This window comes from Mongoliitalea sp., from assembly GCF_054166905.1.
The window spans coordinates 85,122-106,959 of sequence record NZ_JBSZCK010000027.1; the positions used below are offsets into that span (position 1 = coordinate 85,122).

Below are 21,838 nucleotides of genomic sequence, written 5' to 3' on the forward strand. Positions count from 1 at the left end.
TTTTTTTCTTTTTGGCTTAATATTTGTTTAAATAATTCATCATGACAAACCTGAGTACCTTTATTTTCGTTTTAAGCCTACTGATTGTTCAGTGGTGGCATCAGCCTATACCAATGGACAAACTACACGATTTGGATGAATTGGCTTACACGTTTAAAAATGGTTCTAGCAGAGAGTTGGCCAACTATTTTGGGTCACGGGTAGAGATCAACATCAGCGGAAATTCCGGACATTATTCCAAGAATCAAGCAGAGCAGGTCATGCGGGATTTTTTCAAAAAATACCCTCCTTTGGATTTCAATCTGCTCCAAAAAAGTGCTGGCAACAATGATATTACCGCTACTATGGCGCATTACTTTTCAGGCGAACAGCGTTTCAAAATTTTAATCAAGGCAAAATCAGAAAAAGAAGGCTTACTCGTTTTTGCACTCGATATCATCAAGGACTAAGCACAAAATTCCTACCTTTGCGCTGTGAAAGACTTACCCTACTTAACAGCAGCGCGTCTGCAAGATTTTATTCAGACTGCCTTAACTGAGGACATTGGTCCCGGCGACTACTCCAGCTTAGGTGCTTTTGACAGTACTCAACAAGGCCAAGCTCGCTTGATTATCAAAGAACCTGGAATTCTTGCCGGCATGGAACTGGCTGAGATGATTTTTCATGCGTACGATGCTAGCTTACAGGTAGAACGCTTGCTGCAGGATGGACAAGAAGTCCATGCAGGAGACATTGGATTAGTGGTAAAAGGAAAAGCTTCCTCTATTCTCAGTACTGAACGATTGGTATTGAACTGTATGCAGCGCATGAGTGGTATTGCGACAAAAACAGCCACTCTTTCCAAAAAAATAGCCCATACCAAGGCTAAATTATTGGACACCCGTAAAACCACCCCAAACTTTCGCATGTTGGAAAAATGGGCAGTGGCAATTGGAGGAGGCGTCAATCATCGCTTTGCCTTATATGATATGGTGATGCTCAAAGACAACCATATTGACTTCGCCGGAGGGATCGCACAAGCGATCGCCAACACCAAAGACTATCTCAAAAATAATGAGTTAGACCTAAAAATCGAAGTGGAAACCAGAAGCTTAGCAGAAGTAGATCAGGTCTTGGCAATCGGTGGCATTGACTACATCATGCTGGACAATATGGATTTTGAAACCATGAGAGAAGCTGTGAGAAGGATTGATGGTCGCTATTTGGTGGAAGCATCCGGAGGAATTACAGAAGAAACCCTAGCCAACGTGGCTGAGTGTGGCGTAGACTTTATTTCTGTCGGGGCCTTAACCCATACGGTAAAATCATTAGACATCAGCTTAAAAGCGTTCTAAGGAAAATGCAGGCTAGAACTATTCCAAAGTTTAGGTACTAACAAAATCATCCATTGAAAAAGCCGGAATGAAACTCATCCCGGCTTTTGTATAGATTGGCTATAGTCAATTAAATTAATCTTTGGATGCAAAGTCTGGGTAAGCAGACATGCTGTGTTCGTTGATATCCAAGCCTTCGAGTTCCTCTCGCTCATCCACTCGGATACCGATACTCCTTTTCATAGGGAAGAAAATCAACCAAGAAGTCGCTACACAAAATAAACCGACAATTCCAATGCCAATCAGCTGGGACCATACCTGAGACAACCCAGCCAAGTCTCCAAAAAGCCCTACAGCCAAGGTTCCCCAAATACCACATACCAAGTGGACAGAGATCGCTCCCACTGGATCATCGATTTTGATTTTATCAAAAAATACAACGGCAAACACCACTATGGAACCACCGATAAACCCAATAATAGCTGCTTCGCCTACACCCATCAAGTCCGCACCTGCCGTAATGGACACCAAACCAGCCAAAATCCCGTTAAGCACCATGGTGATATCATACGTTTTGAATTTCAAATAGGAGGAAAGGAGTGCTCCCATAGCTCCTGCCGCTCCAGCGATGGCGGTAGTCACAAATACCAAAGAGACAGTTCCTGGATCAGCTGTCAGTACAGATCCACCGTTGAATCCAAACCAACCAAACCACAATAAAAACACCCCAATTGTAGCCATGGGAATGTTATGACCTGGGATAGCCTTCATGCCTGTCGGAGTATATTTGCCTAATCTTGGCCCTAACAAGTAGGCGCCAATCAAAGCACCCCAACCTCCCACCGAGTGGACAATCGTAGAACCTGCAAAATCGTAAAAAGGTACAGTTAAGGTATCTAAAAATCCACCGCCCCACTTCCACATACCCACTATCGGGTAACAGATACCTACATATAGTATGGAAAAGAATATAAATGGACCTAGCTTAATTCGCTCTGCTACAGCTCCTGACACAATGGTCGCAGCAGTCGCAGCAAACATCGCTTGAAATATAAAATCCGTGAAAAAGGTGTAGCCTTCATTGTAGGCCGAAGTACTCCAACCTTCTGGAAGCTCCAAACCAATGCCGGCTAAACCGAAAAAACTCCCTGCGAAATCATCCCCTGGGTACATTAAGTTGAAACCGATAAACGCATAGGTCAATAGCCCTATGGCCGGTATGATCGTATTTTTAAATAAGATGTTGACCGTGTTTTTGGCGCGTGTCAAGCCAGCTTCCAAACTGGCAAAGCCTAAATGCATGATGAAAACCAATATGGTAGCCACCATCATCCATAAATTATTGATAGTAAAGATTTCTTGATTCATAGGTTTGATCGTTTGTACGTGAGTAAAGAATTATTGCTTGAGCATTAAAGGGCGGATTCTCCTGTATCACTATTTCGGATACGGTAGGCTTCCAATGCTTCGTAGATGAAGATTTTTCCATCTCCGACTTGTCCTGTTCTCCCTTGTGTCAGAATACAATTGACGATTTCGTCTACATGCTCATCAGCGCACACAATTTCTATTTTCGTACGGGGAATGTAGGCAGGTTCGTAAGCCACTCCCCGGTAGGTTTGGACCTTGGGATGCTCCATGCCCATACCTTTGACTTCATAGAATGTGAAAAACTTCACTCCCAAACCTGCGACACAATTATGTATGTCCTCAAATTTGGATGTTCTAATAATTGCTTCGATTTTTTTCATTTTCTGCAATATTTTATTCGGTTTAATAGGATTTCGATGCTAATCTAGCGGTTTTTTTGATAAAAAAATATTTTTGGTTGATTTTTTACCATCCAAACAACTTTTTTACTTCAATTTCAACAATACTAGTATTTAGAATATCTCAAAAATAAATTCTGAACACATTTATTGAAAATCAAGGGTATTAAGGAAACCTATTCTTGATTTTTTTAATAATTCATGAATTCTGTCAGGTGTTTGATTTTTTCAAAAACTCCTCGGAATGGTTCCGTAAGTTCTCTAACCGAGGCGTTTTGAAGGCAGGCAAGAGGGAGGAAGAGTGTGGCTTCGCCACACTCTTCCTCCCTCTTGTTTGTCAATTTATCTCCGGTGGCCGAGCCTGCCGAGGCCCCTTTCACTAAAATTCAGCTACTGTCAGAAAAGTGGGTAATTATAATTTGTCTTCTCCCCGAACTCTTTCTAGGGAAATAGATGATTCTTTTGAAAGACTTTCATTGTAGGTATAAAAGCGTAAATTTGCCATGGTATAAAAGCAATTGAACGTATGACAAAACCAACACTTTTAGTATTAGCAGCCGGCATGGGCAGCAGGTATGGAGGCAATAAACAAATTGACGGATTTGGGCCCAACGGAGAAATTATTTTAGAATATTCCATCTTTGATGCGATCAGAGCAGGCTTTGGAAAAGTAGTCTTGATCGTACGAGAGGAAATCTTGGAAGCCACTAAGGAATTGATCCTCCCAAAAGTACATGGGAAAATTGAAGTGGACTTTGTGCTTCAGTCTTTGCAATCCTTTGTCCCTACTGAATTTCAAAATCCTGAACGAAAAAAACCTTACGGCACTGCGCATGCCGTACTTTGCGCGAAAGATGCAGTAGCTGAACCCTTTGCAGTCATCAATGCCGATGACTTTTATGGCAAAGAGGCATTTGAAGTACTAGGGAAGTTCTTGAGCAACGGCGTTCAGCCCAACTTGCATGCCATGGTAGGTTATGCAATTGAAAACGTATTGTCTGAAAACGGAACTGTTTCGCGAGGTGTATGTGAAATGAACGATGCCAATCAGCTGATAGGCATGACCGAGCGTACATCCATTGCTAGAGAAGGCAATAAAATTGTAGCCAAAGGGGATGGAGAGACCTTGGAAATTGCTGAAGGCACGCCCGTATCGATGAACTTTTGGGGATTCCATCCGGCTGTATTCTCGGATATTGAGGCTATGTGGAAGGAATTTCTTCCTGCCAATCAGGAGAATCTCAAGTCCGAATTCTTTATCCCAACCATTGCCAACAACTTGATTCAAGCAGGCAAAGCGGCTTTTGAAATCTTGGAAGGCGGCAAGACATGGTTTGGGGTAACGTATACAGAGGATAAGCCAGGGGTGATAGAAGCATTGAAGGAATTGCATGAAAAGGGTGAATATCCAGAAAATCTTTGGGGCTGACCCTAAAAAACCTTAGGGCCTAGGTGGATGATGCCACTTAGGCTCTAAAATAAAGGTTTCACACAGACCCGCCTGTCTGCAGACAGGGACGCCAAGGCGCTATTAAAAAGGCAAAAATGAAATCAATTTTATCTGTGACACATCCGTTCTATCTCCTGTATCTGCGAGAAACGAATAAAAAGTTCACGCTAAGAACGAACGCTACAAAATTGCATCATCAGTTCACTGCGACCGTTGCGTACACCCTTAGCGGACGTTGCGAGAAACCCTTATGAGTTATCCGTAAGTGATTCAAGCAATGCCATCATGTTGGATAAAGATACTACCAGCGTATCTGAACCGATAGGATATACCTCTTCGCCACTGTAAACGAAATATCTTTTAGTAGCCTTAATATCCTCGCTGCCACTAATAAAGCCTTTGCTAAGCTTGGGAGTCCACGTTTTTTTTATTTCTATAGCCCAGACTTCTTTTTTAAATGCTACAACAAAGTCAATCTCAGCACCGGCACTTGTGCGGTAGTACCAGAACTCCGCATTTTTTGGAAGAACAGCAATTAAATTTTCTATTACAAACCCTTCCCAACTAAATCCGACTACGGGATGGCTCAGGAGTTCATCCAAGTCCGAAATCATTAATAATGCATGCAAGACTCCTGAATCTCTGATATAAACTTTCGGAGTCTTTACAAGTCGCTTTTTGGAATTACTAAACCAAGGTTTGATGGTACGAATCAATAGTAAATCTTCCAATAGTTCTACATAGTTCTTAACTGTTGGTGAGGACAAATCCAAACTTGCTCCTAATTGACTCATGTTGATTTGGCAACCTTGCTGATGGGCTAGCATAGTCCAAAGTCTGCGAAGTCTGTTTGAAGGAATAAAATTGGCAATCTGTGGAATATCCCTTTCCAAATACGTGGTGATGAAATTCTGCCTCCAACGCAAACTGGCTGAATCGGAATTAGCCAAGTAACTATCGGGAAATCCTCCTCTTACCCATAAGGTAGTTAAATCACCTCCATCAGAAATTTCCTTGAGATTAAAAACAGTTAATTCCTCGTAAGCTATCCTGCCCGCTAGAGATTCTGAACTTTGCCGAATCAAATCCAAGGATGCAGAGCCTAAAATTAAGAATTGGCCTACTTTTAACCCCTTTCTTTTTCTCTTATCGATGACACCCCTAAGAATTTTGAAAATTTCAGGCGTTCGTTGAATCTCATCAAGAATAACTAATTTATCCTCGTTCAATGAAAAATAATGCTCCGCTTCTTCTAATTTTTTAAGATCAGAAGGACTTTCAAGATCAAGATAAATGCAATTGGAGTCAACCTCCTCTCCTACATGGAGTGCAAGGGTGGTCTTACCAACCTGCCTTGGACCAATAATCACCACGGCAGGAAACTCTTCCAGTACCTCTTTGATCGCAAATGCCTTTGAACGCCTTATCATCCTTGCAAATTTAAAGTATCATTTTAAATTTGCAAGGTAAATATCTCATTTATATCTATTTTCTGGAGAGATCGATATTACTTAGGCACTGAGAAAAATGTTTCACGCAGTGACGCCAAGACGCTATTTAAAAGGCAAAAATGAAATTAATTATCTCTGTGGCAAATCTGTCCAATCTCCTGTATCTGTGAGAGACACCGATAAAGCTCACGCCAAGAGCGCAACGATGAACGCCAAGGGCGCAACGAAATAATCACATAAATCTTTGCGAGCGTTGCGTACACTCGTAGCGGACGTTGCGAGAACCTTTCAGCGTCTTCCGCGCTTTCTGCGAGATTTTTATCACATTCCCTCCCCTACCTCTATCAGCGCCTCGTAGGCTTCATCGCCGGGTCTGGGAGCGTTGACTTTGAGGATGGTATTGCCTCTTCCCAGCATCAAATAACGGGGAATCCCCCATACTTTGAAGTACTTCATAATCTCTGCTTCAAAGCCCTTGCCTGCAAATAGGTGGACACCCTTCATGGGGTTTTTATCCAAGTAGTTTTTCCAGGCATCTTCCTTCTCATCTACCGAGATATACATCAACACAATGTGGTCAAGGCCCTCGAGCTTCTTCTCAAAGGCAGGAGTTTTTGTCTTGAAGGTTTGGATGCAAGGCCCGCACCAGGAAGCCCATAAATCCAAATAAATAACCTTGTCTTGATAATCCGAAAGCCGCACGGTAGCACCGCTCAGGTCCTTAAACTCAAAATCAGTTACCTTGGCACCTGTACGCAAGCGCTCCAAGTCCTTTAAGTCCTCCATGATGGTAGCAAGATGCATGGACTGAGGATATTCTTTGGCAAATTGATTGACCAAACGCTCACTCACCTCATAGCCTCCCGACAGCATAACCATTTCATTGATAACCATGGCCGCCCGTAGATTTTCACGCACCGGCTCCTGTTGGGCCATGATAAACTCTTCTACTCGATTAGTCGGCATCCCAAAAGGCACATCCAAGGCAAAATGCAGCGACATAATCAGGGTGCGGGCCAAGTCATCATTGATGGTAGTCGGGCCCTCGAAGATGCGCATTTGCTCCAGATAGTCAAGGAAAAACCCGGATTTTTCCTCCGCAGAAAGGTCTGTGGCACGCTCCATATAGGCCTCAGACAACTCCATCATCAGTGATTTTCTCAGGGATTCTAATTCTTCCTTTTCGGATTCAGTCAAAGACAGCCCCTTACTAGCTTGGTGCTCCCGTAATTGGGAATCAATTTTTTGGACAATAGCGACAAAGGCTTCCACAGAAGGGGACTCTTCTGAATCATAAAGCGATTGTTCGATGACGGGATAGAGTTCCTCTTGCACATATGCATACAGAGAGGCAATGTATTGATTGAAAGCATCGCTCTTTTGTTGCGCACGTGCTGGCATATAAATCAGACATAGAAATCCAAGCAGCAAACCGAGGTGTCTCATAAAATCAAGTTTTGTGTTGTAAAATTGTGAATCAGCTCCTAAGTTACATGTCAGATTGATTAAATGCTTATTTTTGACACGCAAATACTTCTTCACTCAACTAAAACGCCATGAAAAAGTTACTCTTCAGCACCAAACCTTTTGCTATTGATTTTGCATTAGCCCTCTTGAGAGTGGGTTCGGCAGGAATGATGCTCACCCATGGCTGGGCCAAGATTGCCGATTTCACCAACAAGCTGGGGACTTTTAGTGATCCATTAGGACTAGGGCCGGCGGTATCCTTGCAGCTAGCCATTTTCTCGGAGTTTTTCTGCGCCATCCTCTTACTCTTGGGTTTCATGACACGCATCAGCTTGATACCGCTGAGCATTACCATGTTTGTAGCGGCTTTTATGGCACATGCAGGCGACCCCTTTGCCTCCAAAGAAAAAGCACTGTTGTTTTTACTGATATTCTTGGTCTTAAGCATCACAGGGCCTGGCAAACTATCCCTAGATGCCCAAATCAACCGAAAGCGGTATTAAAAAGATGCCTTGAGTTTATATAAAACCAAAACATGGTAATCATCGATTAATTTTGCCTCGTGCTCATGGACAAATTGATGGATGCCATCAGGAGAATTGCTTGTATCCTTACCCGCAAAGGTCTGCGTATACTCGCTCAAAAAATCACGAGAAGCGACCATATGAATGACTTCACTTGCAGAAAAACTCCAAGGTGAACCCAAGATTTTCATCCCATCCAAGTCATTGATCAAGTTATACTTATGAAAAATGGGCTTTTTGTTTTTATCGAGTATAATAGAGTGCTTCTTTTTCCCCATTCCTTGGGACACACTTACAAAATAAAAGTCTTGGAAGGGGAAAAACGCAGTCAGTTGCCGAACTAAATTATTTTCTTCCTGGACTTTATACATTTCTTGTTTACCTAACTTCATTAGCTCTTCCGACATTGTATATTTCTCAAAATTAAAGTTATAGATTGAAGATAATGAGCCTGATGTAATATCAAATTGGGCTACCTGAGTTGAGAAAGGGATATTGAAATACAAACGGCTACCGTCAAAAGACTCCATAAATCCAGCTGGAAAATCAAAATTTCCTAGATTCAACTTAGCCTCTGGAAATTTAAAATAGCCTACCCACTCCTCCGAAGGTAAATTCGTTTTGACAAAACTGTATAAATCATAATCTTCAGAGAAACTTGTGAAATTAAGTATATAATTATCCATCTTGTAAAAATTTAAAAACCTCTTTGTAAATCTACGTTCATCAATGAATACTCCTTGATGATCAAAATCTATCAATTTACTTAAGGACATATCAAAAATGATCACTTGATTATCTAAAATTTGAAAATCCATGATCTGAAAAAATTCTTGTGGTCCCTTTCCTTTAGGTTCATAAGCTCTTAAAAAGTTACCAATAGCATCAAAAACCAACAAACTTTGAGTTCCAACATCTCTAATATAAAACTCCCCCTTCCGACTTACCTTAACACTGTGAGGCCAAACCAGTGAATTTAATTCATTAGTTTTTAGTAAAACATAGCTGACGCTCTCAAAAATCTCAGACAAATTACCCTTTTTAGCACTATCGAGATCAATCTTTATAGTAGAAACATCATTACCTGACTCAATTTTTGTTGAGCACATTGAAAAAAGGAGGAAAATAAGTCCTAAAATATTATTTTTCATACCAACTAAATTTGAGGAGTTGAATTCAACTCCTCATTAATTTAAAATTAACACAAATCTTGAACGCTGGGATCACAACCTGAATCCCAAAGTACCCACATACACCTTTCAACAATTATCTCGGGATTTTTAGGGCAAGGTAAGGATACCTGCAAGTAACCACCAATTTCAGGAAAAACCTCTTGAGCCTCCACTTGGAAACACCAACCAAAACTGAGTAATAAACTTACTCCTAGAACTTTTAAGATTTTGAACATAACTTTTGGGTTAAAATGAATAATTATTTTAATCCTTACAAGCTTCCTTGCTCATAAAGTCATTAAAGAAAGAAAGAAAGAAAGAAAGAAAGAAGCAAGTTTTTAGTTGAAAATAATTAAATAAAACCCCGTTGCTAGATTCATCTCCTTGTCGGATACAGCCCTAGCCTTTTCATTTCTTCAAATACTTGTACTTTTTTATCGGTATCATTTGCTAAAAAGGATTCAATGAGGGCAGGCAACAAACCCGAAGAATGGAGCGCTGTCAAGCCATGACCATCGTTAACGATGATGGGCTTATTCATCGTCAGCAATTCCGAAAGGACCTCATAGCTATGATAGTTGATCAAAAGATCAAATTTCCCTGCGAGCATCAGCGTACTTTCTTGGATTTGCGAGGATTGATCGTAGTTGACTCCATAGATATCAAAGCGTTCTTGGTTATACACAGCCCAAACTTGTTCGCTAATCGCTTTCAGCCAATTGCCAATCGGATGCCCCTGATCAGTGGCCAAACCAAAGGCATAAGAATGTTCAAATAATCGTACCTGAGTTGCAACATCATCTAAGGGGAGTTTTTTTAAAAATGCATAGTGAAGGTTAGGGAACAAAAAACTCGAGAAATACCCCCAAAGACTTTCATCAGTCGAAAGATTGCCTAGATTCAAACTTGTCTGTGAAGCAAAATGATACAGTAAAAGCGGGTTCAATGAAACGTTGGCTCTGCTAAGTTTATGAATCGGCGTAAAAAAACTCAGATTCTTATGAACATCAAAAATCAAAGGGCTTAACCATACACTTTTACTCACACGCTCCGGGAAAGTGGATAGATACTGAAGAAGTCCAGCAGCAGATGAACCCTGACCCAAAAGGATTATCTTTTGATCCCCCACGATTGCTTTTCTAACATATTCTAAATCCTGAGCAACTTGTCGCTGATTATAAAATCGATAAGCTAACTTCCAGTTTGCCTGTTCGTATGGACCTACTAGCTTTTTAATTTCCTCCGATTGTCGCCTCCCATGAACCCTGACAATATTCCACTTATCTTGTAACCCATTAACAAGACCGAAATTATCATCCCAGGTATCTAAAGGATCGTCTACTAAAAAAATGCTCTCTCTATTTTTATCGAAACCTCCTATGATGGTATAGGTGATTGGTATTTTCCTACTATCCTCCAACTGATGATCTATCGGAACCATCACTTGGAATTGTTCACTGGTAAACCATGAAAAAAGTAACAATATGCTTAGCATCATGAGTTTTTAGTATAAATCGATAAAACTGAAATTGGCTATGCCAGCTGAGTTAAAACATAGGTTCAGTTTATATAAGCAAAATATCAGAAGTTTCAAAGAAAAAAATGAATGTTTAGTTAAAAAATATTAAAGCAAACGCTACATTAAATCATTTATTCATCACCGCTCATGATAGTTTTCCCCCACCTCAAAGAATCTACAATCAGCCTCTATGCCATTCAATATCCCCTTGGATCGCTCCGGGCGGGCATCGGTGATAAACAATTGCCCAAAAGAATGATCAGCCACCAACTGCATCAGCTTTTCGATCCTTCCATCATCCAGCTTATCAAAAATATCATCCAGCAAAAGCAGGGGCTTGACCTGTAAATGTGCATAAAACACCTTGAACTGCGCAAGCTTCAAAGCAATCAAGTAGGATTTTTGCTGCCCTTGGGAACCAAATTTTTTAATGGGATAATCCCCTATCTGAAAGACAAAATCATCCTTATGAATCCCCTTGGTGCTTCTTTTTAGGACAAAATCTTTGGAGGCTGCCATTCGAAATTGTGCCTCGAAATCTTCTTCCAAGCAGTCAGATTCATAGCTGATACTGACCTTCTCCTGATCATCCGCTATAAAGCGGTAATACTCCTCCACCAAAGGTTTGTATTCCTCCACAAATGTGCGGCGCTTTTCCGCCAATAGTGTGGAGCCTTTGATCAACTCCCGATTGTAAGGCTCCATCAGTTCTTCCTGCCACCTCCCTTTGTCTGCAAACTGCTTGATAAGGGCATTGCGTTGCTTCAAAAAATGTTGATATCTGACCAGTTGATCCATATAAACCCGATCGAGCTGACAGAGCATAGAATCAAAAAAGCGTCTGCGCTCCTCACTCCCCTCGCTGATCAATCGCACATCATCCGGTGCAATCAATACGATGGGAAGCAGTCCCACATGATCGCTCATCTTTTCAATGGATTTGCCGTTTTGCAGCACCTGCTTTTTCTTGCCAGACTCCACAATGCAGCGAATCTCCAAAGATTTACCTTCCCGATCAAAATCCCCCATCAGTGTAAAAAACTCTTCCCCGTGCTTGACTGCCAATGCATCCTGTCCATTGATAGCGGATTTGGTCAGGCAGAGGTAATGTATCGCATCGAGGATATTGGTTTTACCGCTGCCATTTTTCCCCACCAAGCAATTGATCTCCCGAGAAAACTGTAATTCTGCCTTCACATAATTTTTAAATTGCAGCAATTTCAGATTTTTAAGATGCATTGTGTGTGTACGCTAGGTATTTTGACTATTTTCGCAATCGGTCTTAAAATTCAGTCCAATTGATTATATTTGAGGCCTAAATTAGCATATTTTACTTGAATTGATATGGCAAAGAAGAGTACTGCTACCAAAGCAAAGGCTAAATATTCCAAAGAAACGTATGCATACTGGTACGAAAGTATGCTGTTGATGAGAAAGTTTGAGGAGAAAGCAGGTCAGCTTTATGGACAGCAAAAAATCAGAGGATTCTGTCATTTATACATCGGTCAGGAAGCTTGCGCATCCGGGGCAATTACAGCTTTGACCAAAGACGACAAATGGATTACCGCTTACAGAGACCACGCACATCCGCTGGGCTTGGGTACAGATCCAGGTGCTGTCATGGCAGAATTGTACGGAAAAGCAACGGGTACTACCAAAGGTAAAGGTGGCTCCATGCACATTTTCGACAAAGAGCGTAACTTCATGGGTGGTCACGGTATCGTGGGTGCACAAGTACCCATGGGCTTGGGTATCGGTTTTGCCGAGAAATACCAGGGCACCAAAAACTTATGTATCTGTTACATGGGAGACGGCGCGGTGAGACAGGGTGCGGTACACGAAGCCTTCAACTTGGCTATGTTGTACAAAGTACCGGTGATCTTTGTGATTGAAAACAATGGCTATGCCATGGGTACTTCCGTCGCAAGAACATCCAATGTAACTGAGCTCTACAAAATCGGTGAAGCTTACGACATGCCTTCTTTCCCTGTGGATGGAATGAATGTAGAGGCTGTGCACGAAGCAGTAGCCGAGGCAGCTGACCGAGCTAGAAGAGGCGATGGCCCTACCTTGTTGGAATTCAGAACCTACCGCTATAAAGGCCACTCTATGTCAGATCCTCAGAAGTACAGAACCCGCGAAGAGGTGGAGGAATACAAGCAAAGAGACCCTGTAGAGCAAGTAAAGGCTACCATATTGGAAAATAACATTTTGACAGAGGAAGAAATCAAAGAAATTGACAAAAGGGTTAAAAAACAAGTGGATGATTCTGTGAAATTTGCAGAAGAGTCCCCTTGGCCTGATGGTCAGGATGCATTCAAAGACGTCTACATTCAGGAAGACTATCCTTTTGTAATGGAATAAAATCAATCAATCGGACAAGATCAGTCATCGTGTACAAAAAATACACATGACTGATTTTTTGTTAGTATTTGGGAATTAAGTAAAAGCCTTATATTTGCGGGCGAAAAATTAGAAATAATGGCTAAGAAAGAGACAAAAAAAGCTGAAGTAGAATACGAACTATTGGAAAATCCAGAAGAAATCAAAAGTAGACTGGAAAGAGGCGAAGCTTATTTAAGAGAAAATACAAAATTGGTAGGTGGAGTGATCGCTGTGGTCATCTTGATAATTGCAGGTGTGTTATTCATGCAAATCAACACCCAAAACCAAGATAAAAAAGCTCAGGCAGAAATGTTCCAAGCTGTCTACTACTTCGAGCAAGATGAGACCGACTTGGCTTTGAATGGTGATGGTTCCAATGCGGGTTTCTTGAAAATAGTAGAAAACTACAAAAGAACGGATGCTGCTAACTTAGCACATTTCTACATCGGTTCTATTTACTTATCCGAAGGCAATCACCAAAAAGCTATTGATCATTTGAAAAAATTTTCCGCTAAGGACTATTTTGTTCAAGCAAGAGCCTTCGCTTTGCTAGGTGATGCTTACTTGGAAATGGGCAATACTTCTGAGGCTATCTCTAATTACAAAAAGGCTGTCAACCATAAAGAAAATAAATTCTTTGCTCCACGCTACTTGAGCAAATTAGCAATTGCTTATGAAGAAGCCGGTGACATTGCCAATGCCATCAAAACTTATGGAGAGATAGAAGAGAAATACTTCGAGTCTTTTGAATTTACCAACGCTAGAAAACATAAAGCGCGTTTGGAAGGCCTTGCTTCTAAATGATGCTTGCATTGCATACATTCATGAAGAGTAAGGCCTCCGGTCTTACTCTTTTTGCTTTATAATACCTCCACAAAAATAAAATACTCATGGCTACATCCTTAAAAAGTCTCAGCGATTATAGCACCACAAACCTCCCCGATATCTCAAACAAGAAATTTGGAATCGTAGTATCCGAATGGAACGACCAAATCACAGGAGCTTTATTTGATGGTGCCTTGGAAACACTTCTTGCCCACGGCGCTCAGATATCCAATATTTACAGAAAAGATGTCCCAGGTTCCTTCGAACTTACTTTAGGAGCACAATGGCTTGCAGCGGAAGAAGAGATTGATGCAGTCATCTGCTTGGGTTGTGTCATCCAAGGAGAAACCAGACATTTTGACTTTATCTGTGACGCGGTAGCCCACGGGATTACAAATGTTGGATTAAAATTTAACAAACCGGTGATCTTTGGAGTTTTGACCCCTGATACCATGCAACAAGCACTTGACCGTGCAGGAGGAAAGCATGGAAACAAAGGAGATGAAGCTGCCATCACTGCCATCAAAATGCTGGGATTTTAAATTAAAAATTCAGTCACAAAATCCAATAAGAAACGGTTTTCCATCCGTTAATGCAACAAATTAGAATACGGTATCCAAAGCTTTCCAACTCAAACCTTACATACGATGAAAATAATGAAATTCGGGGGAACCTCTGTTGGCAAACCCGAACGCATGCACCAAGTAAAAGACTTGATTACGCGGGATAATCAAAAAAAGATTGTGGTTCTTTCGGCCCTTTCCGGCACTACCAACGCATTGGTTGGGATTGGAGAAGCCTTAGCAGAAGCTAAAAAAGACCTAGCAAAGGAGCGTATCGATGCCTTACATAAGCACTATCAATCCTTTTACAAGGAATTGCTGAAAACGGATGCTGCAAGGACCAAAGCAGAGAAAATCATCAAAGAACACATTGAGTTCCTGAATATTATTCTGAAAATTTCTTTCAACGAAGCCATCAATCGGGATATTCTTGCACAGGGAGAGTTACTTTCTACTAAGTTATTCTACACGCTTTTACAGGAATTGGATGTTCCGGCGGTATTTTTACCTGCCTTGGACTTTATGAGCATTGACGAAAATCATGAGCCTGAATTGCCTAAAATCACTGAAAAGTTGAAGAACATTTTGGTCAACTTCCCTCAGGATAGGATTTTTGTTACGCAGGGTTATATCTGCAAAAACCACCGAAATGAAGTGGACAACCTCAAGCGAGGTGGTTCGGATTACTCTGCCTCCTTGATGGGGGCAGCCATCAATGCTGAAGTGGTGGAGATTTGGACAGATATCGACGGGATGCACAACAACGATCCCCGCATCGTGGATAAAACCAAGCCTATTGCTCAGCTATCTTTTGATGAAGCAGCAGAGTTGGCCTATTTCGGTGCCAAAATCCTCCACCCAGCTTCCATTTGGCCAGCACAAAAATATAATATCCCGGTAAAATTACTCAATACGATGGAGCCGGATGCTGAAGGAACGACTATTACGGCAAAGGAACAAGGTTCAGGAGTAAAAGCCATTGCTGCGAAAGACGGCATCACAGCTATCAAAATCAAGTCAAGCAGAATGCTTTTGGCTTATGGTTTTTTGAGAAAGGTGTTTGAAATCTTCGAACGCTACAAGACCTCCATTGATATGATTACCACCTCCGAGGTAGCAGTATCTGTAACTATTGATGACCTATCGCATTTGAAGGAAATCACGAAGGAATTGGAAAAGTTGGGAACTGTAGAGGTCGATAAAAATCAAGCTATCATTTCTATCGTAGGCAATGTAATTGCAGAATCCAAGGGAACAGTAGCTAATGTCATGAACTGCCTGACTGACTACCCCATCCGAATGGTTTCCTATGGTGGCAGCAGACACAACATCTCCTTGCTTTTAGATGCTAAGCTAAAAAACGAAGCCTTGAAAAGCCTCAACGAAGGTTTGTTTCAGTGGAACTAGACTAGAAAATAGCATAAACTTCAACTAGGACAAATGAGGCCTAAATGAAGAAAAACAAAAAGGCTGTCTCGTATATTGGAGACAGCCTTTTTATATTTTATAGATTGAAAATCAATTATTTCACTTCCTTCATGGAGTTTTCAATCAACAACTTCAAATGGTCTTTATGTGCCCTTGAAGATAGATCGCCTCCCCCATTAGATACTTTCCCTTTGATATAATTCAAGTTATACAAAGCAGCAGATCTTGCCAAGTGATTGTAGCGAGCACTACCAGAGCCGGCTACCATACCTTTTAAGGTATTCACATACTCTACTTGAAGGTTTTGTCTGAAAGAATTGACATTTCCACTGATATCAGCGTCAAAGATGGCTTTGGTCAAATCATTCATATAAGTGGCCAAATTGTATTTGTTGCCATACAATTCTGAATCTACCATTCTTTGCAAGGTATTTGGATGTGTCAAATGAGCCAATACGCTTCTTTGCGCCCCTAACACTTGCTGATGGATTTTTGGATCCTCCGGACCTGAGAAGAAGTCAAAACCTCTACGCTGTCTTGCTAAATAGTTGATTAAGTCATTTGGAATCTCATAAGCATTGGGAGCAAACATGTATTTGCTCAAAGCGTTCATGGCTCTTTTTTGATCCTGCAAGCTTACTGGAGTGTATGGCTGTGTCGCTCCTTCCTGACCCGCCATAGCACGGTCCACATAGACACCTCCGATAAATCGGGACATCACACCACCAGCAGTTGCATACTGATTCATCAAGATACCATAAGCTTGCACTAACTCTTGATAGGATTGACCATCTTTGGTGTACTTATCTTTGATACCGTTCATCAATTTCCTAGACGTCTCCATCATGTGGATAGAATAGCCTATTTGATCATTGGAAAGATCTCCAATCATTACTCGTGGGTCAATCGCTTTCCCTGGCGCCCGCATATCGTCAGCATCGTTCCCAAAGGTCAATTCTGGACGGGTTGATTTAGCTAGGATAGCATCCATTTCCTGTTGATTTTTCACAGGAGTATAGCCGAATTCAATAGCCCAAACATCGTAAGGGCCTACGGTTGTAGAGAAGTAATGTCCTTGCTTAGATTTATCAGGAGCGATATTGATCGCCATGTAATCCATGACAGAACCCGCTAAGGCTTTTCCTTGGATAACATCCTTATCCGCAAGCTGCGCAGGTGAAAATAGCTGGGAAGCCTTCATGTTATGGTTCAAGCCCAAGGTATGACCTACTTCATGCATTAATAACTCAGCCATTGCCTCCATCTTCATCCCTTCCATCTCATAATCAGAGGCTCCACTTGCTCTCAAAAATGCCTGACCAAACATCATGCTGTTTTGCAGGTGTGCACCTACTGTACAGAAGTGCCCATTATGCCATGTTCCCAATACAGGTTCATTTGCAACTGTCTCACCGAAAAGCTGATTGTACACCACACGGTTGGTGTGATACACAAACTCCAACATGATATCAGAACCTAGAATTTGACCTGTTCTTGGATTGACAAAGCTAGGACCATAACCACCAAATGGAGGATTTGGAGAACTTGTCCAACGCAACACGTTGTATCGGATATCTCCCGCATCCCAATCCGCATCATCAGGTTGGATATTCACTTGTACGGCATTTTTGAAACCTGCTTTTTCGAATGCTTTGTTCCACTCCAATACTGCATTCTTGATAGTCTCTCTCCACTCATGAGGAGTCGAGTTTTCAATCCACCATACAATTGGCTCCACAGGCTCAGAAAGGGCAGCATTCGGATCTTTTTTTCTCAAATCCCAACGGTGAATTACATCCCGATAAGGAGTGGCTGAGCTTGAAGTCATATCCGTCACTTTGGTCGTGAAATAACCCACACGTGGATCTTCAAAACGTGGCTCATAGCCATTATCCGGTAACTCAATCAAGCTATGGTACACTTTGATGGAAACATTCCTGCCGTCTGTTACTGCGTCCGAACCACCATTTAAAGCAGTAGGGTTAGTATATACATATTCAACGGCTAGGTCTGAATTTTTTTCATAAGATCGAATAGCCAAAACTTTGGTTTTTTCTCCATCCAAATTTCCCAATCGGAAGGCTAATGGAGATTCACCGGGAAAAGGAGGCCTTTTGATCATCCCAAAAGTTTCTTTCAAGAATAAGTTATCTGCTTTAATTACCATCACACCCGTCTCAGCATCCTCAAACTCGATTTTGGCAGAAGCCATGATTCCAGGACTGATATTGGCATCAGCTGAGCGACTCAAGGGATTCTCAGGATCGAAATAAAAGGATGTGTTTTGTTGGACAAATTCTACCCGATTGAAGTAGCGCTCGATTTTGAAAATTTTATTATCTCCATAAGAACCACGGAAAGTACCTGCATCGGTTACCCCATCCCCGATTTGGGAAAAGTACAAGTATTCATTGCCAAGCTGTTCTTTTTTGATCAATAATTTCATCTCACCACTAGTGGTGTCTTGGTAGAATGTAAAAAGACCTTCAAACTTTTTATGGCCTTTGACTACATCTTCCAGCTTCTTTTTCTCCGGCTTCTTCTCAGCAGCAGGAGCCGCTGTAGCTGCCGGAGCATTTTTCTTGCTCTTTTTTTGTGCAAATGCCTCATCTGTAGGCATCATCACCACTCCAAATGCAAGCATAGCGAGCAAAAGGTAGCGTTGGCTTGTTCTCATCATGTATAATGTATTTTCAATTTGGTTGACTATTATCTAATCCTGAAAAATAAGGCTAAAATTCTACATATCCCTAAATAACAGGAGCAAATTGATTGGTAGTTTTGAATAATTAACAAAAAATCCCTTGCCAGCACTGACAAGGGATTTTACAAATGAATAAGCTCGGTAATTAGTGCGCTCTACTAATTTTCAAATCTTGTTTGATTTCGCCGATATTTAGGAGGTTAGTGAGTTGATTTTTTTCGATCGTCCTAAATTTTTGTAACTGCACATCAATCTGACGGGTGATCTCTACCCTTACCTCCTCTGCGCCGTCGGTAGGTCTAAACTCCCCTGTTCCTACGATCACATTCAAGTGTGCAAGCTTATTATTCAAACGAATCGGGTAATTCAATGGATCCTGACCGCTACGGTTCTGTGTTTGGTACAATTCCTTTTCAATATCCGAGATGGATTGAATAATTGGGTCAAGCCTACGCTTTTGCCTGCTGTCTTTGGCAATCATTTCTTCCATCAATTCTCTGTACTTACGTATAAGAATAATGGTCTCATGCGTCTCTGTCAATTTATCCCTTACCTGAAGTAAGAAATCAAATTGGGCTTGCAAGTCTTCCTGTGTGGACTCATAACGTAAATCCGGCAATACTTTGAAGGATTGCTCTTGAGCAACACCATCCACAATCATACGCACGGTATAATCTCCCGGCACCACCTTAGGCCCTCTTAATGGCCCAGACCACATGATCATGCCGTCAAATCCTTTGGCATCCGGCAAGCGTAGGTTCCAGTTAAACTCATTGGATCCCATGTTGTATTTGAGCGTATCTTTTTCAATGCCTTTAGAAGAGTACGCTTTTAAAACCTGCTTGTTTTTATCCAAAAACTCAATTCTTACTTCCTCCTTTGGCTCCTGATTTAACTGATAATAAACCAATACACCTCCAGGTCTATTGGTGCCAGCTGTCTTGGATTCTCTGCGAACACCATCCAGGCGATAGGAGTCCTGAGGACGGAATAAATGGAATGGCTTGCTACCTACTTCATTGGATAATTGATGCAACACAGTCAGGTCATCGATGATCCAAAAACTTCTTCCTTGAGTAGCAGCAATCAAGTTATTTTCTTTAATCGTCAAATCAGTAATGGGAACGATCGGTAGATTTAATTGAAGCGGCTGCCAGTTTGCCCCATCATTGAAGGAAACATACATTCCAGTCTCTGTACCTGCATATAGGATGCCTTTTTTGACAGGATCTGCACGCAATACACGGGTAAAATGTTGCGCATCTATTCCGTTCACAATTTTGGTCCATGTCTTTCCATAATCTGTGGTCTTGAACAAATAGGGAGCGTAATCTCCATTTTTGTAAGCTGTAGCAGCGAAATATAAACCTCCTTCTTCAAATGGATGTCCTTCCATGCTATTGATTTGAGTCCATTCAGGCAGATCCTTTGGTGTTACATTTTCCCAGGTTTGACCATTATCCTTAGATACATGCACCAAGCCATCATCAGAACCTGCCCAAAGCACACCTTGCTTCAGTGGAGATTCAGCAGCTGCAAAAATGGTGGAATAGTACTCCACAGAGGTATTGTCCTTGGTAATTGGCCCTCCTGATGGGCCCAATTTTTCCTTGGCATTTCTAGTCAGATCTGGAGAAAAAGTTTCCCAAGATTGACCTCCATTGGTAGATCGATGGAACTGATTGGATGTAGTATAAAGGACTTTTGGATCATGTGGAGAATAGAAAATCGGAAAGTTCCACTGGAATCTGTACTTCATTCCTTCTGCTCCATGGCCCATAGGGTTGTCAGGATACACGTTCACATTTCGCTTGGCACCTGTCCGATGATTGAGCATTTGAAGCAATCCTCCATAATTTCCACCATATACAATATCATTATCCAGAGGGTCAACCGCCAACCAACCTGACTCCGAACCTGCACTTACTTCCCAATCACTCTCTGTGATTCCTGCCCCTTCATTTCTATGAGCAATACGCATCGTGGAATTATCCTGCTGGGCACCATAGATTCTGTAAGGGAAATGATTATCCGTAGTCACTCTGTAAAATTGTGCCGTAGGTTGGTTCATGTAGGTAGACCAATTCTTCCCACCATCAAATGACACCTGAGCTCCTCCATCATCTGCGATAATCATGCGTTGATTGTCAGAAGGATCTATCCAAAGGTCATGATGATCACCATGAGGAGCATTGGCGCTTTTAAAGGTCTTCCCACCATTGGTAGATTTATGGTAAGCCACATTCAATACATAGACTGTATTTTCATCTTGCGTATCAGCATATAATCGGGTATAGTACCACGCGCGCTGTCTGAGATTACGATCATCATTAGTCTTTTCCCAAGTCATCCCTCCATCATCAGAACGAAAAACACCCCCATCCAAATTCTCTATAATCGCCCAAAGTCGGTTCGAATTAACAGGAGAAACAGTAATCCCCATAATACCCAACAAACCAGCTGGGAGACCTTTGTTTCTGGATATCTCCGTCCAATTTTCTCCACCATCTGTACTTTTAAACATTTTTGAACCCGGGCCTCCACTTTCAAGGCTGTAAGGGGTACGCTTCAATTCCCATGTGGTAGCATACATGACCTCTGGATTATTTGGATCCAAAATCAGGTCTACTGCTCCTGACTGGGCATCGACAAATAATTTTCTATCCCATGTTTTCCCTCCATTGGTAGACTTATACACTCCCCGCACATCCGTAGGCTTGAAAATATCTCCCAACACCGCTGCATACACTACATCCGGATTGCTGGGATGTACTCTAATTCGGGATATAAATCTTGTCTCCTCCATTCCCAAATCTTCCCAGGTCTTGCCGGCATCCGAACTTTTCCAAAAGCCGTAGCCATAAGAAACATTTCCTCGGACAGTCTTCTCTCCTCCTCCTACATAAATGATATTTGGATCAGAGGGGGCAACTGTTACAGCACCGATAGAACCTCCAAAGTAGCCATCAGAAATATTCGCCCAAGTACTCCCTCCATCAGTCGTCTTCCACACGCCTCCACCGGTTGCCCCGAAATAGAACGTATTTCGATCTCCAATGACTCCGGAAACAGCCGCTGAGCGTCCTCCTCTATGGGGACCTACCAATCTCCATTGGACGGCATCGTATAATTTTTCATCGTAGGTCTGTGCCTGCACTTGAGGAAGCATACTCAGCCCCAGAAAAAGCAGTACAGCACAACAAAGTTGTAATGTTTTGTTCATAGCATATAGGTTAATGATTCATTAGGGAATTTAAGTGGAAGTCAG

General features: G+C 41.7%; 17 protein-coding genes. 8 read left to right on the plus strand and 9 right to left on the minus strand.

The features are described from left to right. Positions 1-41 precede the first annotated feature (41 nt). Together ACXIUD_RS09930 and nadC are read left to right on the plus strand one after the other, a co-directional pair. Positions 42-449 (plus strand): DUF4783 domain-containing protein, encoded by a 408-nt coding sequence (locus tag ACXIUD_RS09930; protein ID WP_458052479.1) that lies wholly within the window; start codon positions 42-44, stop codon positions 447-449. Positions 450-473: 24 nt separating this feature from the next. Beyond that, positions 474-1,334: a carboxylating nicotinate-nucleotide diphosphorylase gene (gene nadC, locus ACXIUD_RS09935; protein ID WP_458052480.1), complete on the plus strand. Its 861-nt coding sequence runs from the start codon at positions 474-476 to the stop codon at positions 1,332-1,334. 114 nt (positions 1,335-1,448) lie between these two features. On the opposite strand, the gene ACXIUD_RS09940 is transcribed toward nadC, so the two are convergent. Beyond that, the gene (locus ACXIUD_RS09940; protein WP_458052481.1) at positions 1,449-2,681 is read right to left on the minus strand and encodes an ammonium transporter; all 1,233 of its coding nucleotides are present in this window, start codon (positions 2,679-2,681) and stop codon (positions 1,449-1,451) included. Between the two features lie 44 nt (positions 2,682-2,725). Beyond that, entirely contained in the window at positions 2,726-3,064 is a 339-nt protein-coding gene (locus ACXIUD_RS09945) for a P-II family nitrogen regulator (RefSeq protein ID WP_458052482.1), read from the minus strand. Positions 3,065-3,608: 544 nt separating this feature from the next. On the opposite strand from ACXIUD_RS09945, the gene ACXIUD_RS09950 reads away from it, so the two are divergent. Beyond that, complete coding sequence (locus ACXIUD_RS09950) at positions 3,609-4,511, plus strand: nucleotidyltransferase family protein (protein ID WP_458052483.1); 903 nt, start codon at positions 3,609-3,611, stop codon at positions 4,509-4,511. Between the two features lie 269 nt (positions 4,512-4,780). Here ACXIUD_RS09950 and ACXIUD_RS09955 read toward each other — a convergent pair whose 3' ends face one another. Together ACXIUD_RS09955 and ACXIUD_RS09960 are read right to left on the minus strand one after the other, a co-directional pair. Next, complete coding sequence (locus ACXIUD_RS09955; protein ID WP_458052484.1) at positions 4,781-5,962, minus strand: ATP-binding protein; 1,182 nt, start codon at positions 5,960-5,962, stop codon at positions 4,781-4,783. 342 nt (positions 5,963-6,304) lie between these two features. Continuing rightward, a complete protein-coding gene (locus ACXIUD_RS09960) occupies positions 6,305-7,429 on the minus strand; it encodes a TlpA family protein disulfide reductase (RefSeq protein ID WP_458052485.1) in 1,125 nt (374 codons plus the stop codon). A gap of 110 nt (positions 7,430-7,539) precedes the next feature. Between ACXIUD_RS09960 and ACXIUD_RS09965 the strand changes: the two genes are divergently transcribed. Next, a complete protein-coding gene (locus ACXIUD_RS09965) occupies positions 7,540-7,953 on the plus strand; it encodes a DoxX family protein (RefSeq protein ID WP_458052486.1) in 414 nt (137 codons plus the stop codon). Here the strand turns inward: ACXIUD_RS09965 and ACXIUD_RS09970 are convergent. From ACXIUD_RS09970 to recF, 3 genes are all read right to left on the minus strand, one after another. Further along, positions 7,950-9,125: a 6-bladed beta-propeller gene (locus ACXIUD_RS09970; protein ID WP_458052487.1), complete on the minus strand. Its 1,176-nt coding sequence runs from the start codon at positions 9,123-9,125 to the stop codon at positions 7,950-7,952. The genes ACXIUD_RS09965 and ACXIUD_RS09970 overlap by 4 nt on opposite strands. A gap of 397 nt (positions 9,126-9,522) precedes the next feature. Further along, on the minus strand, positions 9,523-10,644 hold the full coding sequence (locus ACXIUD_RS09975) for an alpha/beta fold hydrolase (protein ID WP_458052488.1): 1,122 nt from the start codon (positions 10,642-10,644) through the stop codon (positions 9,523-9,525). 159 nt (positions 10,645-10,803) lie between these two features. After that, positions 10,804-11,904 (minus strand): DNA replication/repair protein RecF, encoded by a 1,101-nt coding sequence (gene recF / locus ACXIUD_RS09980; protein WP_458052489.1) that lies wholly within the window; start codon positions 11,902-11,904, stop codon positions 10,804-10,806. 105 nt (positions 11,905-12,009) lie between these two features. On the opposite strand from recF, the gene pdhA reads away from it, so the two are divergent. The 4 genes from pdhA to ACXIUD_RS10000 all read left to right on the plus strand — a co-directional run bounded on the left by pdhA (position 12,010) and on the right by ACXIUD_RS10000 (position 15,845). After that, on the plus strand, positions 12,010-13,029 hold the full coding sequence (gene pdhA, locus ACXIUD_RS09985; protein WP_458052490.1) for a pyruvate dehydrogenase (acetyl-transferring) E1 component subunit alpha: 1,020 nt from the start codon (positions 12,010-12,012) through the stop codon (positions 13,027-13,029). A gap of 117 nt (positions 13,030-13,146) precedes the next feature. Further along, positions 13,147-13,854 carry a tetratricopeptide repeat protein gene (locus ACXIUD_RS09990; RefSeq protein WP_458052491.1) on the plus strand — a complete coding sequence of 236 codons (708 nt, stop codon included), beginning with the start codon at positions 13,147-13,149 and terminating at the stop codon, positions 13,852-13,854. A gap of 86 nt (positions 13,855-13,940) precedes the next feature. Continuing rightward, positions 13,941-14,417 carry a 6,7-dimethyl-8-ribityllumazine synthase gene (gene ribH / locus ACXIUD_RS09995; RefSeq protein WP_458052492.1) on the plus strand — a complete coding sequence of 159 codons (477 nt, stop codon included), beginning with the start codon at positions 13,941-13,943 and terminating at the stop codon, positions 14,415-14,417. Positions 14,418-14,522: 105 nt separating this feature from the next. Beyond that, positions 14,523-15,845 carry an aspartate kinase gene (locus tag ACXIUD_RS10000; protein ID WP_458052493.1) on the plus strand — a complete coding sequence of 441 codons (1,323 nt, stop codon included), beginning with the start codon at positions 14,523-14,525 and terminating at the stop codon, positions 15,843-15,845. Positions 15,846-15,960: 115 nt separating this feature from the next. On the opposite strand, the gene ACXIUD_RS10005 is transcribed toward ACXIUD_RS10000, so the two are convergent. Together ACXIUD_RS10005 and ACXIUD_RS10010 are read right to left on the minus strand one after the other, a co-directional pair. Continuing rightward, on the minus strand, positions 15,961-18,546 hold the full coding sequence (locus tag ACXIUD_RS10005; protein WP_458052494.1) for a zinc-dependent metalloprotease: 2,586 nt from the start codon (positions 18,544-18,546) through the stop codon (positions 15,961-15,963). Positions 18,547-18,715: 169 nt separating this feature from the next. Then, positions 18,716-21,793: a WD40/YVTN/BNR-like repeat-containing protein gene (locus ACXIUD_RS10010; protein WP_458052495.1), complete on the minus strand. Its 3,078-nt coding sequence runs from the start codon at positions 21,791-21,793 to the stop codon at positions 18,716-18,718. Positions 21,794-21,838 lie beyond the last annotated feature (45 nt).

Excerpts from the sequence above, each read along its gene's own strand:
- ACXIUD_RS09930 (WP_458052479.1), top strand. The coding sequence starts at position 42 with ATGACAAACCTGAGTACCTTTATTTTCGTTTTAAGCCTACTGATTGTT.
- ACXIUD_RS09940 (WP_458052481.1), bottom strand. The coding sequence starts at position 2,681 with ATGAATCAAGAAATCTTTACTATCAATAATTTATGGATGATGGTGGCT.
- ACXIUD_RS09945 (WP_458052482.1), bottom strand. The coding sequence starts at position 3,064 with ATGAAAAAAATCGAAGCAATTATTAGAACATCCAAATTTGAGGACATA.
- ACXIUD_RS09950 (WP_458052483.1), top strand. The coding sequence starts at position 3,609 with ATGACAAAACCAACACTTTTAGTATTAGCAGCCGGCATGGGCAGCAGG.
- ACXIUD_RS09955 (WP_458052484.1), bottom strand. The coding sequence starts at position 5,962 with ATGATAAGGCGTTCAAAGGCATTTGCGATCAAAGAGGTACTGGAAGAG.
- ACXIUD_RS09960 (WP_458052485.1), bottom strand. The coding sequence starts at position 7,429 with ATGAGACACCTCGGTTTGCTGCTTGGATTTCTATGTCTGATTTATATG.
- ACXIUD_RS09965 (WP_458052486.1), top strand. The coding sequence starts at position 7,540 with ATGAAAAAGTTACTCTTCAGCACCAAACCTTTTGCTATTGATTTTGCA.
- ACXIUD_RS09970 (WP_458052487.1), bottom strand. The coding sequence starts at position 9,125 with ATGAAAAATAATATTTTAGGACTTATTTTCCTCCTTTTTTCAATGTGC.
- ACXIUD_RS09975 (WP_458052488.1), bottom strand. The coding sequence starts at position 10,644 with ATGATGCTAAGCATATTGTTACTTTTTTCATGGTTTACCAGTGAACAA.
- recF (WP_458052489.1), bottom strand. The coding sequence starts at position 11,904 with ATGCATCTTAAAAATCTGAAATTGCTGCAATTTAAAAATTATGTGAAG.
- pdhA (WP_458052490.1), top strand. The coding sequence starts at position 12,010 with ATGGCAAAGAAGAGTACTGCTACCAAAGCAAAGGCTAAATATTCCAAA.
- ACXIUD_RS09990 (WP_458052491.1), top strand. The coding sequence starts at position 13,147 with ATGGCTAAGAAAGAGACAAAAAAAGCTGAAGTAGAATACGAACTATTG.
- ribH (WP_458052492.1), top strand. The coding sequence starts at position 13,941 with ATGGCTACATCCTTAAAAAGTCTCAGCGATTATAGCACCACAAACCTC.
- ACXIUD_RS10000 (WP_458052493.1), top strand. The coding sequence starts at position 14,523 with ATGAAAATAATGAAATTCGGGGGAACCTCTGTTGGCAAACCCGAACGC.
- ACXIUD_RS10005 (WP_458052494.1), bottom strand. The coding sequence starts at position 18,546 with ATGATGAGAACAAGCCAACGCTACCTTTTGCTCGCTATGCTTGCATTT.
- ACXIUD_RS10010 (WP_458052495.1), bottom strand. The coding sequence starts at position 21,793 with ATGAACAAAACATTACAACTTTGTTGTGCTGTACTGCTTTTTCTGGGG.